General features: G+C 49.4%; 15 protein-coding genes. 5 read left to right on the forward strand and 10 right to left on the reverse strand.

Features of this window, described 5'->3' with window-relative positions; translation table 11 throughout:
- Positions 1-18: 18 nt before the first annotated feature.
- The 6 genes from uidC to P9J57_RS12275 all read right to left on the reverse strand — a co-directional run bounded on the left by uidC (position 19) and on the right by P9J57_RS12275 (position 6,987).
- The gene (gene uidC / locus P9J57_RS12250; RefSeq protein WP_483279232.1) at positions 19-1,290 is read right to left on the reverse strand and encodes a glucuronide uptake porin UidC; all 1,272 of its coding nucleotides are present in this window, start codon (positions 1,288-1,290) and stop codon (positions 19-21) included.
- A gap of 158 nt (positions 1,291-1,448) precedes the next feature.
- On the reverse strand, positions 1,449-2,726 hold the full coding sequence (locus P9J57_RS12255; protein WP_019105803.1) for a PTS sugar transporter subunit IIC: 1,278 nt from the start codon (positions 2,724-2,726) through the stop codon (positions 1,449-1,451).
- A gap of 53 nt (positions 2,727-2,779) precedes the next feature.
- Positions 2,780-3,085, reverse strand: coding sequence for a PTS sugar transporter subunit IIB (locus P9J57_RS12260; RefSeq protein ID WP_019105804.1), 306 nt, complete (start codon positions 3,083-3,085; stop codon positions 2,780-2,782).
- Between the two features lie 16 nt (positions 3,086-3,101).
- A complete protein-coding gene (locus P9J57_RS12265; RefSeq protein WP_014606042.1) occupies positions 3,102-3,422 on the reverse strand; it encodes a PTS lactose/cellobiose transporter subunit IIA in 321 nt (106 codons plus the stop codon).
- A gap of 108 nt (positions 3,423-3,530) precedes the next feature.
- Positions 3,531-5,444, reverse strand: coding sequence for a BglG family transcription antiterminator (locus P9J57_RS12270; RefSeq protein ID WP_014606043.1), 1,914 nt, complete (start codon positions 5,442-5,444; stop codon positions 3,531-3,533).
- Between the two features lie 574 nt (positions 5,445-6,018).
- Positions 6,019-6,987 carry a D-2-hydroxyacid dehydrogenase family protein gene (locus P9J57_RS12275; RefSeq protein WP_483279233.1) on the reverse strand — a complete coding sequence of 323 codons (969 nt, stop codon included), beginning with the start codon at positions 6,985-6,987 and terminating at the stop codon, positions 6,019-6,021.
- 297 nt (positions 6,988-7,284) lie between these two features.
- Here P9J57_RS12275 and P9J57_RS12280 point away from each other — a divergent pair, with 297 nt between their 5' ends.
- Genes P9J57_RS12280 through P9J57_RS12295 form a run of 4 tightly spaced genes read left to right on the forward strand, consistent with a single transcriptional unit; the run spans position 7,285 to position 9,781 of the window.
- Complete coding sequence (locus P9J57_RS12280) at positions 7,285-7,863, forward strand: cytochrome b (protein WP_013025489.1); 579 nt, start codon at positions 7,285-7,287, stop codon at positions 7,861-7,863.
- 13 nt (positions 7,864-7,876) lie between these two features.
- Positions 7,877-8,428 carry a tetratricopeptide repeat protein gene (locus P9J57_RS12285; RefSeq protein WP_089517411.1) on the forward strand — a complete coding sequence of 184 codons (552 nt, stop codon included), beginning with the start codon at positions 7,877-7,879 and terminating at the stop codon, positions 8,426-8,428.
- Positions 8,409-8,966 (forward strand): sigma-70 family RNA polymerase sigma factor, encoded by a 558-nt coding sequence (locus P9J57_RS12290; protein WP_014606046.1) that lies wholly within the window; start codon positions 8,409-8,411, stop codon positions 8,964-8,966. The genes P9J57_RS12285 and P9J57_RS12290 overlap by 20 nt, the downstream gene beginning before the upstream one ends.
- On the forward strand, positions 8,963-9,781 hold the full coding sequence (locus P9J57_RS12295) for an anti-sigma factor family protein (RefSeq protein ID WP_015700487.1): 819 nt from the start codon (positions 8,963-8,965) through the stop codon (positions 9,779-9,781). The genes P9J57_RS12290 and P9J57_RS12295 overlap by 4 nt, the downstream gene beginning before the upstream one ends.
- A 15-nt stretch (positions 9,782-9,796) precedes the next feature.
- Here P9J57_RS12295 and P9J57_RS12300 read toward each other — a convergent pair whose 3' ends face one another.
- A complete protein-coding gene (locus tag P9J57_RS12300) occupies positions 9,797-10,372 on the reverse strand; it encodes a YceI family protein (RefSeq protein WP_014606048.1) in 576 nt (191 codons plus the stop codon).
- A 549-nt stretch (positions 10,373-10,921) separates the two neighbouring features.
- On the opposite strand from P9J57_RS12300, the gene P9J57_RS12305 reads away from it, so the two are divergent.
- Complete coding sequence (locus tag P9J57_RS12305) at positions 10,922-11,359, forward strand: VOC family protein (RefSeq protein ID WP_064352626.1); 438 nt, start codon at positions 10,922-10,924, stop codon at positions 11,357-11,359.
- A 189-nt stretch (positions 11,360-11,548) separates the two neighbouring features.
- On the opposite strand, the gene P9J57_RS12310 is transcribed toward P9J57_RS12305, so the two are convergent.
- The 3 genes from P9J57_RS12310 to P9J57_RS12320 all read right to left on the reverse strand — a co-directional run bounded on the left by P9J57_RS12310 (position 11,549) and on the right by P9J57_RS12320 (position 13,414).
- Complete coding sequence (locus P9J57_RS12310; RefSeq protein ID WP_014606774.1) at positions 11,549-12,067, reverse strand: GNAT family N-acetyltransferase; 519 nt, start codon at positions 12,065-12,067, stop codon at positions 11,549-11,551.
- A 150-nt stretch (positions 12,068-12,217) separates the two neighbouring features.
- Positions 12,218-12,523, reverse strand: coding sequence for a YciI family protein (locus P9J57_RS12315; protein ID WP_019105808.1), 306 nt, complete (start codon positions 12,521-12,523; stop codon positions 12,218-12,220).
- Between the two features lie 207 nt (positions 12,524-12,730).
- Complete coding sequence (locus P9J57_RS12320; RefSeq protein ID WP_483279234.1) at positions 12,731-13,414, reverse strand: O-methyltransferase; 684 nt, start codon at positions 13,412-13,414, stop codon at positions 12,731-12,733.
- Between the last annotated feature and the right edge of the window lie 4 nt (positions 13,415-13,418).

Genomic DNA, 13,418 nt, shown 5'->3' on the forward strand with positions numbered 1-13,418 from the left:
AAGCGCAAAAAATATTGGTTATTTCAACATAAAGTCGTACTGTATTCCGGCTTTGACATCCCAGTAATAGAGGTTATTACCCAGCGAACTGCCGTACCTTTTTTCTTTAGCGACATCCGACGCCACATACATTTTCAATCCTGATAGCGGCCCTTCCTGTACGTTATAGAAAACACCGGCGAGAATGCCCCGTCCCTTCATCCGGATGGTTCGTCTTGTATCTTCATAACCGCGGGTAATCAGAGGGGCGAGCATGACGCTCAGGTTTGGCTGAAAGAAATAGTGTGCGCCGGCCTGTAGAGAAAACATATCTTCTTTATTTCTGTCGATACTCAGGGAGTTGGGATAGCCGATATCAGTATCAACATTCGAACCAATGCCGTTCATTGCATGAGTGACAATTCCTGCCGCGCCAAAAAAGCTTATTTTGGGCATGCTGTAGGTAACCTGACCTGAATAAACCTGAGTATTATTGTGATAGCTCTGAGTACGTGATACGCCATTTAACAACGCATGAAACGCCAGCAGTTCGACTTTAATTACGTTGTTATTTTCAAAGGGGAATTTCTTTTCAATCATGGTCTGATACTGAGAAGAAACATCCTCCTGCCACGCGCCGCCAAGAGCATAAAGGCTGTTTTCATCACGCCAGCTGCCGGCCAGAAATGAACGTGCCCGCCGGGTGTCGTAACGACCGGTGGCGGTGTTATAGATCCCTTCATTGCGGACCCCGACTGCCGCATCCGGCCAGAGAAAAACGCGTGTGCGATACATTGCCCACAGATCGATATTGTCGTCTGGCTGATAATGGCCCAGCACGCCTTCCGATAGCGTCGGCATGGTTCGGGTGGATCCAGAGGCAATCAGTGGAATGCGATATGGCAAACTGCCATAGCCGTTATCAGTACCGAAGCGACCTATTTTAAGGTGGATATTATCCTGAAGTTTTAACTTTACCGCCCCCGTCACCAGGCCAAAGCTGTCGTGGTCGGCAAGATAGCCGCGTGTACTCCATTGTTCTTTGGCACCAAGCTTATAAACATAATAAGCTCCGGCTTCGATACCAATTAAATCTGAATAATAGTGCGAGTTTGCATCAATCATGGCGCCCTGGACCCAGCCATAAATATTTTCTTCGTAATTACCTGCACTGGGTCGATCGGCGCGACGAAAATCATTTTTCAGTCGAATGCGTAACGCATCTTCATCATCGTTAATGTCTGCGGCCTGGAGTAAGGGTGAAGTGAATGCCAATAGTAATAACGCTATTGTGAATTTTTTAGTTTTCATAATCATTTTCTTTTTAGAGAGCAGAGGTAGGGTTATGTTATTAATTAAATTATATCAGCAGGTTATTCCCGTTTATTTTTCTGTTCTGTTTACACCGGGCAGCCTCAGCAGACAACCGCCCTCAGAATCTTATTTATCAGGCAAAATGTGCGTACGCATTAAACCGGTTTGCCTGCGCCCTCTTTTTCCAGCATATAAGACGCTGTATCTGCCCTTTTGAAAAAGGGATACCAGACAATTATCTGCACCGCGACCAGCGCAACCTGTAATACCGCAATTTTCCAGCTGCCTTCCATAATGCCGCTTAAGATAATGGGCATGCCCGTGATTGGTGTAATCCCGGCAACGCGAGGCACAAGACCGATATAGGTTGCTACATAGGCAATGACCAGGCTGATGGCGTTCATAAAGATAAAGGGAATAGCAAAACGGAAGTTAAATACCATCGGTGTGCCAAACACCAGGGGTTCACTGATGCCAAACAGCGCGGGAACCGTAGTGAGTTTGCCCAGGGTTTTATATTGCTGGCTTCGGGCAAAAAACAGCATGAGTAACGTCAGACCAATCGCACTGGCCGACATGGTATAGGTGCTGACAAAGGCCCGCCCGGTGATGTTCGGCAATGACTCACCGGCAGAGTACGCGGCCAGTTGCATTGCATCCATCGCGGTAAAAATTGGCAGCACGACGGAGTAGATGACCATGGTGCCGTGGATCCCGACAAACCACAGCAGCTGCGCCAGCGTCCAGAGCAGAATGATGGAGACAATATTTCCTCCCATGCCCTGAAGCGGAATTTGCAGGAAGGTATAGATAAACTGATGCATGTTTTTGAACGGCGTGGCGGTAAAAATGACCGACACGGCAGCAAACAAAATTAATGAGACGAAACCAGGGATCAGGCTACTAAAACTGCTGGACACCACCGGCGGCACGCTGGCAGGCATCTTAATAGTAAACCCTCTTTGTTTAATAAAAACGTAGACCCGGGTTGAAAGCAAGCTGACCACAATGGCGGTAAATATGCCCGTTCCACCTAACCATTGCATAGGAATAATGGGCATGCCGGTTTCGGCGAAGGCCACCGGCGTCACGATGAAGAAGTTCAGCAACGCCAGGATTCCACAGAATAACGCATCTTCGTCATGTTGCCTGGCATAACTTCCCGCTATCGCGACCCCGAATATCACAGCAAGGAAGTTGGTGGTGAACATAATGATCGTTTTCAGTGCGGTGGCAATCCCTACACTGGCAATAAAGGCGCTATAGGCCGGAACGGGTAAATTCAGGAACAATGCGGCAAATGCACCCAGTATCGTTATCGGCATGGCACTCATCATGCCGCCTGTAATGCCGTTTACCAGTTTACTGCTCTGAATGGTATTAACTACAGGATTAATTTTATTGGTTATCGTCTTTCGGTCAAATTTAGGCATAATGATCCCCTGCCAAATTTATTTGGCTATGCACCTGATGTTTTATTCGTGGTTTACTTTAATAAAGCGAGCGCGTCTGCCAGGACTTTTTCACCATTCATCATTCCGTAGTCCACCATATCGACCACGGCGACGCTAATGCCCTGAGGTTCATACTTTTCGCGCAGGTCATCTTCCAGATAGGATATTTGTGGCCCGAGAAGAAGTACGTCTGTCTTTCCGTTATGCGTTTTGAATTTTTCTTCTGGCATCGCAACAATGCTCACGTCGATTTGACGCTGTTTGGCACTTTGCTGCATTTTTGCCATCAACATAGAGGTGGACATTCCAGCCGCGCAAACTAATGTGATGTAGATCATATGTATTTCCTTATCGCTATTTATTGTGGATGAGTTTATACATTTCAATCATTTCGATGGCGATATCTCGTGTTGTCATCGCACTGATTAAATGATCCTGACCGTGGACCATAATAAGTGAAACGGCACAGGGGTTCTCTTCACGAGCCTCCGCCTGAATCATTTCCGTCTGAAAATGGTGAGCCTTTTGTAAAAATTCACTGGCTTCTTTTATCCGCAATTCTGCCATTTCAAAATCGCCCAATCTGGCCGCTTTCATGGCCTGCATGGCTTTACTTTTCGCGCTGCCGCCGTTGACAACTAACTCAGTGATAATATCCTCAAGACTAATTTCCATCACGTTACCGCTCCGTTTTCTGATGATTTACGTTCATCTTAATCCTCACCCTTTTCTCTCTCCAGCGGGAAATTTACCATATTGAACATGGTAAATTTTGCCTGTCGCTTACAGCGCGTCACTTCCTTTAAGCAGATCCATGATGACGTCAAAGGTTGGGTTATTAAGCAGTTGTTGTATCGCGGCAGAATCAAACAGCAACTTTGTTGTCAGTTGATAAAAATGGCCGACGTCGCTGTCTTCATCGGCAGAAATCGAGACAAGGAATACCACCTGTACATCGTTGTGGCCCCACCATACCGGGCGCTCTAATATTCCGATGGCGACAAAGCTATTTGGCGTCATCACCTGGAAGGGATGCGGAATGGCCACAAGATTACCAAAGTCGGTTTGCCCTAATGCTTCCCTTTTCATCACCGCATCATAAAAGCCGGCGGGCAGCGGAAAGGTTTTTTCCGTGTGCTGGCACAATATCCTCAGCACCTCTTCTTTTGTAGATGCGCTGATATTGGTCAAAAAAAGTTCGGGCCGATAGTATTTATATAAAAAAACATGATTATTGCTTTCAAATACTTCACTGCAGGTTGCGATATCTTTGCTTTCAAGAAACTGTGTGACTTCGAAGACGGGCACTGGCACCTCTGTATTCACGGGAACCGTAGTGAAAATGTAATCAATGTTCTTGCCGGCAAAGTCAAAGCTCCCCAGTTCCCAGGCGGTACATTCATAAATGTGCTCTACATAGTTTCCAAACGCCTGTCTGTATTTATACATGAATAACTGCGTTGTGCCTTTTCCCGACGCACATACGATGATGATATTTTTCTTCTCTATTTTTTTATCTTTTTTCATCCGCGCCAGTTCAAAGATGATGGCAAAATAAGCAATTTCATCGTCAGGAATCCGGGTGGCATAATGTTCAGACAGTGCAATACAGGCTGTGGCCGCCAGAGTATAGGCAAAGGCATATTCTTTTTTAATTTCATGCAGCAGTGGATTACTGAGTGGAATGTCGAACTGCATGCGAATGTCCAGCGGAACCAGATGTTGATTTAACGACATGCGCAGCTCAAGGTTATCCATGAAATCGATGTTGAAACTCTTGAGCAGAATTTCCAGCATTCGCCCGGTCAACTCGTCGATCTTGCGCGAGATAACGATATTGACGCCGGATTTTTTACCTGGTGTGGAAGAGAGCTTGGCGCCCATGTGCAGGGCAATATAAGAAAATTCGTTTTGATTCAACGGGAGGCTTAGCGCTTCCTCAACCTGTTGCACGATCAGCCCTGTCGCCTCAATAACCTCAGGCTTGACCAACATGCCTATTCTTTGGTGATCGATGGAAACGGCATGACCGTGCTTTGTTCGGTACACCGCAATAAAAACATGTGAAACCAGATTTTCCAGTGAGACTTCGGAGATGCTTAAGCCACAGCGGTGCAGCACGGATAAAACAATTTTACCGATTATCTTCAATCCCTGCTCTTTCTCCCCCTCTACATTCATAAAATGATTAAACCGGATAAGGTTATTGGCTATACAAGTACGTTTATCAAATTCATTTCCCTGAACTGCAATACCATAGTTAGGCCGACGGTCGAGTATGAGTTGATGCAGATGAAGGATGTCCTCGACTTTTTTCAGGTCCGCAGTCATCGTATTGCGGGAAACGTAACAGGTTTCACACAGGTCATCTAATTTAATATAGTTCTCGCGGCTCAGCAGATTAGCCAGAATAAAAATCACTCTTTCATTTGAATTGGTCGGCCGCTGTGCGTTGCTGCCTTTTTCCAGCGAGGTTGTCAGGCTTTGAAAGTCTTCCTGGTTATAAACCACCAGCTGATAGCCCATGCTGGATTTGGAATGTATTGAGGCACCGCGCGAAGTCAGGATGTCATTTAACGCTTTTAACCGGGTCCGCACCGTTTTTTCACTCACATTCAGCCGACCCGCCAAATCGCGTGCTGTATGAAAATCCTGGTCAAGCATTTCATTAAAAAGGACCGATAATTTACTGTACATACCATCCCCTTTATAATAATTATCTGCATCCTGATAACTTTATCATTGCCGATTTACCAACTCCACCCAGGTGGTCACCATTTGAATCTGGTAAGCAATTGGGTTAAAAGCCTTTTTTTTAGATGCGAGTCACACATTTGCTATGCGTGCAGCAAAACATGGCATCGGTGAAGCCTGATTCTCACGCCTGTCATTATGCGAATTCAGCCTGAATCCCGGCGACAAACACCCGGACAGAATTCAGCCCGAATACGCGAATTTGGCGTATGCTTTAATTTTGACGGACACAGAGGTTATTGTCGGAGAAGTGATAATCAGGATATTTAACCGTTTTATCTCATTATTTTTACTGCGGCCGCAACCCAATCAAGTCCGTTATTAAACAATTAAAAGAAAATAGTGGTTAAATATCGAATGCGTGCGATTTCAAATTAAAAGTCTCGTATTTCAGTCACGCACGGATACCTGTTGACGAAACTGCCAGGATTTTTTTACGCCACCGCTCCGCTGGCGACGTGCATTACTAGCCTGGCCGCTATTCGCTGACGGGCACCCTTAGCCGCGCAGGGTAAGCTTATTCCTGCGCCTCGGGATTTATTAAATGGCTTCGGTCACCATCGAAAAAGCGCACCACGTTTTCGAACGCGGTGCCGAAATACAGGCTGTAGCTGTCCTTCTCGACATAGCCGATGTGCGGCGTGCAGAGCACGTTGGGCAGTGATAACAGCGGATGCGCGGGATCGTATACCGGCTCCTGCTCGTAAACGTCCAGAGCGGCAAAACCCGGGCGGCCCTGGCGCAGCGCACTCAGCAGCGCATCGGCAGCCACCAGCTCAGCCCGGCTGGTGTTGACGAACAATGCATCGGGCTTCATCTGCACCAGATCGTCGCGCGTGATATTGCCCTCGGTTGCTGCCACTAAGCGCTGATGAACGGTTATCACGTCGCTGGAGGCAAAAAATGCCTCACGGCTGGCTGGCACCATCACTCCCTCCTGCTGCGCTTCCTGCCTGGCGCGATCGCTTCCCCAGACCTGCAACCGCATACCAAATGCCTTTGCATAAGCCGCAATCCGCTTGCCAATTTTACCGTAGCCCAGGATCCCCAGCGTCTGGTTACTCACGCCCTGCCCCAGCTCTGCCTGCCAGTGACCGGCGCGCATGGCGTTAACGGCCTGAACGAACTTTCTGCGGGCTGCCATAATCAGCAGCCACGTCAGTTCAGCCGGTGCAACGGGCGAGCCGACGCCCTCGACAATCGCCACACCCGCCCGTGAGCAGGCCGCAATATCGATATTGCGGGCGACCTTACCGGTCTGGCTGATAAGCTTTAGTTGCGGCGTGCGCTGTAAAAAGGCCTCGTCAATGGTGGTGCGCTCACGGATCAGGATCAAGGCCTGAGCCGTCGCCAGCGCCTGTTCTGCATCAGGATCGAGGCTGATATCCCCAACAGCGGTACAGGTAAATTGGGGATGGCATTGCAGGCAGTCGAGGCCTGCCGTGGCCTGATGATAATCGTCGGGAATACAAACCTGTATTGTCATGGGATCGCGCGCCTTAAGAATGGAGTTGGCTTGTTACCGTCGGCTGAATAACCGCCCTACATCATTAAAACAGCCTCTCGGTTACGTCAATGTCCTTGTGCAGAATGCGCGCCATGCCGCCCGAGGCAGTGCGAAGTGTGCGCCGGACGATGTCATTCGCACCTCAGCGATTGTTCACCCTTTCCCCGTCACTTATCTCGCTCTAAAACATCGCAAAAAAAGTCGAATAAAAAAGTCGAATAAAAATCCGCATACGCACGTTCACTCATCATAAACCTGAAGGAGAGAACGAAAGCCATGATTCACACACAACCCAAGAAACCCCGACAGCGCTACGACGGAATGACCCTGGCGCTGCACTGGATTACCGCGGCCAGCGTCATCTTTTTGTTTGCCAGTGCGCACATCTGGGAATGGCTGGAGCGCGGGACACCGCTCCGGAAAGGCTTACAGTCAGTGCATATTTCCTGCGGGATCGTGCTGGCGCTGGTCATGGTGATCCGTCCGGTCTGGCGGCTAATGAGCCAACGTTCGCCGCGTTACGCGATGCCCGCTGCCGCCGTTTCACGTCCGGCGAAATTCCTTTCTCACTGCGTTCACGGTGCGCTCTATCTGCTGCTGTTCACGCAAATTGTGCTGGGCTTTATGTTTCGCTGGGCGCAGCAGGAACCCTTTGGCTTTTTTGGCCTGTTCGATCTGAGCGGATGGGTGCATGTCGATCCTCTGCTCAAACATGCTCTGGGTGAATTACACAACAATGTCGCCTGGGCGTTAATTATTCTGGCCGCGTTCCATGCTCTGGCCGCCCTGTTCCATCACTATTTTCTCCGCGATAACGTGCTGCGCCGCATGCTGCCCGTTCGCCTCTTTCGTTAACTGGAGCACTACCATGAAAAACACCGCTTCACTGCTGCGTACCCCAGGCCGTAAGCTGCTGGTTCCGGCCCTGCTGTTCGTTATCCACGTCGCCCCGGCACTGGCCGCAGGCGATGACAGCACCAACAGTAAAATTCCGGACTGTCCGCGCGGGCAGGTTTACGACAGCAAGACCAAACAGTGTGTTTCCGACAAAACGGCGCGCCTGAGTGACGAAGACAAGACAAACTATGCCTATCATCTGGCGAAGAAAGGCGACTATCAGGCCGCGCTTACCCTGCTGGATAGTCTGAAACAGCCCGACACCGCAGAAGCCTGGAATTACCGGGGTTATGCCACCCGAAAACTCGGGCGTACCGACGAAGGGATCGGGTATTATCAACGCTCGCTGGCGCTTAACCCGCGCTATGCGAAAGTGCGCGAATACCTGGGCGAAGCGTGGCTGATTAAGGGCCGTCCCGACCTGGCAGAAGCGCAGTTGAAAACCATCGCCAGCCTGTGCGGTACAGGATGCGAAGAGTATCGTGATTTGCAGGCCGCCATTAATGGTCATCCGGAATCCTGATACCTACGATGAGGACAGTCACATCACGACCAGCGAAGTTCGCCAGCAGCTTGCTGCCCATCTGACGCGCCTGTGGCGCTACGGGCTGGTGCTGTCCCGAAACCACGACGTTGCTGAAGAACTCGTGCAGTCTACATGCGTACGCGCGCTCGAAAAGAGCGCGCAGTTTACGCCGGGTACCCGGATAGATCGCTGGCTGTTCTCGATCCTTCACTCTATCTGGATTTCCGACCTGCGCGCCCGCCGCGTGCGGTTAGGACAGGGCTTTGTTGAAAGTGAGGAACTGCTGGCGCCTGACACGCGGGAACGTGATGATGAACGCCTGCATTTTCAGAAAATCATGCAGCGCGTCAGCGCATTGCCAGAAGCCCAGCGCAATACCGTCTTTCTCGTCTATGTTGAAGGATTTACCTATCAGGAAGCCGCAGAGACGCTGGCCGTACCCATCGGCACCATTATGAGCCGGCTGGCAACCGCGCGTTCGGCGCTGGCAAAATCGTTCGATGCTCAGGCTTCTGCGCAGGAGAAACGCTCATGAACACGCTACGCTTTGCGCCCCCCTTCAGCGACGAAGCGCTGGTGGCTTGGCTGGATGGCGAAATGAACCCTGATGACGCACGCAGGCTCGAATTACTGCTGGAAACCGATGCTGAACTGGCTGAACGCATCGATGAACTGATGAAAAGCCAGCTCGACTTTGACACGGCCTTTGCGCCCTTACTGGATAAGGCCCCGGAAGCAAAAATGCAGCGCCGGCTCGACGCGTTGTTAAACGCGCCAGCGCAGGCACCCGCCGCCGATGTTGTCGCTACCGCGACATCGGGCATTAGCCGTCGTTCGCTGATTGCAGCCTCGCTGAGTTTTCTGATGATCGGTTCAGGCCTCGGCTACCTCGCCCGCCCGGCTAAAACCAGGCTGAGTGAGAGCGAGAAGATTCGCGATCTTGAAGCCCAGTACATGTCGCTCTACAGCGCAGAAACGCTGCTGGATGCGGATAACTCCCCTGCCGCGTTACAGCATGGCCTGGCCCGCACCGCGCAGGATATTGGCCTACATCTCAATACGCAGCAGCTTTCCCTGCCGGATGCAGAGCTGAAGATGGTGCGCATGTTGCGCTATGACAGCACATCTATCGCGCAAATTGCGTGGATCCATGCGGAATATGGCCCGATGGCGCTATGCATTTCGCCGGACGCCCAGCCTGCCTCAACCGGGCTTCAGCGCGAACAGCGACATGATATGCGCCTGGTCTGGTGGCACCACGGCGGCTATCAGTTTGTCCTGATTGGCCGCAACCCGGACGAAGCACTGGCAGACAGCGCCAGCGCCCTGAAAAACGCCCTTAGCGCTTAACGGCGTGGGACGCTTTCAAGGCACATGACTGGCCTCTGCCTGAATATCAATCTTGATCGTCACCGTATCATCCACCAACGCGGTGAAGCGATCCATATGGTAGGCCGAGCGGGAAATCGTGGTCATGGCATGTAGCGCGATCCGTTCATCGCGTTGCGCCGTGCGGTCGTGCTCTTCCATCGTGGCTTCCAGAATGACCGGTCGCTGAACGTCTTTTACCGACAATGAGCCAAAAATCCTGAAATTGCCGTTGCCCTGCGCCACGATCCGGCTGCTGGTAAAAACGATATTGGGATAACGGGGAGCATCAAAAAACATGCTGCTTTTTAACTGATACGTCAGCAGGTTGTTGGACGCGATAAGCGTGGTGACCGGAATAGTGACCTTCACACGATTATCCATTTCATTTGCCGGATTCAGCGCAACCTCGCCGGTTACGCCCGTTAATTTCGCATGCGAAATACCGCCAAATGCGTGCCATGACAGCCCTATCGCGGTGTCAGGTGTGGAAATCGTGTAGTAAAGTGAAGCCGCGTGGGATAACGGATTCAGCAGCAACCCAGCAACCAGAATAGATACAGCGCGCGTCATAACGGGATTCTCCAGTAAACAGACAACGCATTAACGCGCCAGGTAGCAACTTTATTCGATTAATACTTACAGTTATATAACATTTGAAAGGATGTGGATCCCGCCTCATCGCTTTGATGTGGAAGCGGGTAGCTTGTGCGGCTCAGACAGACTCGGGATGCCGGGTGCTGATGATGTTTTGCGGGTGCGCCTTGATGACCGGCATTCTGCTTGTAGCGTTCTGGAAAACGGTTTTGTCTGCTGTCAGCCTTGAAATAAGACTGTCTGCTTCTGGCACAAATCAGATGAGCATGTCGGGTCCGCAATAAGTGACAAGCAGACATTCGCCGTTTTTCTACACTAGATACCGGCTTGTACCTGGTCGCGTATTGTTCAACAGGGAGCAGGTAACCTGTACGGCTGTCGCTGTGGATGGCTCATAACGACATGATTCAGACCGCTCTCAGTTGTGCTTTTTCCTTAACAAATTCCATCGCACTTACCGTGAAGAAATAAATCAGCAATTTTAGATAGTTAAGTGCTCAATTTTTGCAACCAGCAGGTGATGTCATGATCTTAAGTGCTAATCACGTCGGTTTTTCAGTCAAAAATATTGAAGACGCATTATTCGTCTGGACCCATATTCTTGGAGGGAAGTTATTACGCGAAGGGAACATGTCTGGACCCATTATTGATGAAGTCACAGGCGCAAGGGGAGCGGATGTACGAATGGCTTTGCTTGAAGTGGCTGGTATGAACATTGAATTACTGCAATACAATAACATTGAACAGCCAGAAGCGCCTTCAGCACCCTATATCCCAGGCTACGCGCACCTGGCGTTTATGGTTAAGGATCTTGATACGCTCCTGAGCAAAGTATCGGACTATGGCTGGAAGACGCCAGGAAAACCCCAGACAGTCTCATCAGGCCCCATGCAGGGAACCAGAGTCATATATTTACAAAGCCCTGATGGTCAGACGCTTGAGTTGATGGAACGCAATCAATGAAGTCTACATGTCATGATCCACTACCTTCTTATCAGAGCGGTGATGTTTGCAACGTGCGCTTGGTGGCACAGAGCGGACTGACCTGCTCCCTGTAAACTAACCTACCATGATGCAAGCAGCGTCCGCTCCTGGCACTAAGCGGACGTTCCGTAGACCCGCTAAAAATTACATTTATGGTTTAATTAATTATTAGCGTACAAGCATGCGTACTTGCTTACCGCGATAGGTAACATAATCTTGAAACTGGAAACCAAAGCGCTCAGCCAGATGATTTGAACGTTTATTTTCTTCGTCAATAATGCAGCACAATGGGGAGGATAATGTCTGATCGGCCCATAGTAAAACTGCGGCCAGTGCTTCAGACGCATAACCTTTGCCTTGAACTTCAGGAATTAATGTCCATCCAGCTTCAGGGTATTTTAACTGAGGTGTGATATCACGATGAACATCCTGGAAACCAAACGAACCAGCATAACGGCCTGTAGTTTTCTCAAACACCGCCCAGTAGCCATACCCTAACGCTTGCCAGTGTCCGATATAACGTAATAAGCGGCTCCAAACACTTTCTGTCGTTGGTTTCTCACCGCCATTAATTTTAATCATTTCAGGCGTGCTCCAGCACGCCATAAGCGCTGGAAAATCGTCGAGCGTAAATTGCTTTAAAATTAGTCGTTCTGTCTCAAGTCGAGGCGCATCCTGAAATGTCATCACTTCTCCTGGTGTTAGCATATTTAAAGCGACTGCTTTACCAAAATGCACAATTCTTCTTTCAGGGACAATAAAATTTTGCCAATGCCCGCTTCTGGCACAAACCGGACAAGGTAACTAAGTTGAAGGTCCGCTATGAGAAAGCAGACATTAAGCGTTAAGCATGTCCTCAAAAGCGAGGCTCCACGATAAAACCTCAACCGATGCTCGTAAACCATGGATCCAAAAAGGGTCATCGGAAAATATGGATAAGGCTTCTTCTTCATGCTCAGCCTTAACTACCCATAGAGCTCCGACAGGTTGATCGTTATTTTTTTCACGTAATGAACCAGCAGCAAGAACCACACCTCGTTTTTGCTTTAACCAGTCCAAATGAGGATTAAGATATTGTTTTCTGACATTGTATTCACCTGGGTGATCCGTAAACCTTATTGCGAAAAGCATTCCTTCTCCCATTTTGCAGCATTTTGGATGCCGATTCCTGAATGTTAATAAGCACTAAAGATGACTTTTTATCAAGCGTTGACGTCCGTTTTTGGCACAAAGCGGACATATGCAATAAACAATGTTCGCTTTGTGAGGAATTGAATGTTTTGTGTTTATCATTCAGAAATTGTGAATAAACACTGGAGATAAGTGCGTTTTCCTGAATGATAAATAGCATCATTGGGTTTTAACGATAGCTAGAACGAAACCATCCCATCCCTTTTCACCAACAGTCTGAACTGCCGTCGCTTCAAGGCGCTCATCCTCAGAAATCATTTCTACAAATTTTCGCAGGCCTATAACGTTCGGATCTTCACTACCAGATTCGATGACATTGCCACCGCGCACGGTGTTATCTGCTACGATAACAGTGCCTGGTTTCGACAATTTGATAGCCCATTCAAGGTAGTGGGGGTTATTCACTTTATCGGCATCGATAAAAATCAGGTCAAAAGGCGCATCAAGCGTGGGTAAGACCTCAAGCGCAGCTCCCCTGTGCAACGTGACGCGCTCAGCCAGCCCCGCTTTATTGATGTTCTGACTGGCCACTTCTGCATGATGGTCGTTGAATTCAATTGTCGTTATGCTTCCATGGGGTGGAAGAGCTTTGGCCATCCATATGGTGCTATACCCCCCAAGTGTGCCTATTTCAAGAACACGAACGGCACGTGACATTTGCATGAAAATAGCCAGCATTTTTCCCTGCAAAGAGGATACGTCATGTGTCGGCAAACCTTGAGCTGAGTTATTAGCGAGAGCGTATTTTAAATCTGAATCTTCAGCGGCTAGCTTTTCAGAAAACCAGGCATCTACCTGAGCCCATTTATCGGAATCTTGTGAAGGGTAATCCGGAATGCGCATATGA

It is taken from the genome of Pantoea sp. nfd-35 (assembly GCF_056892255.1).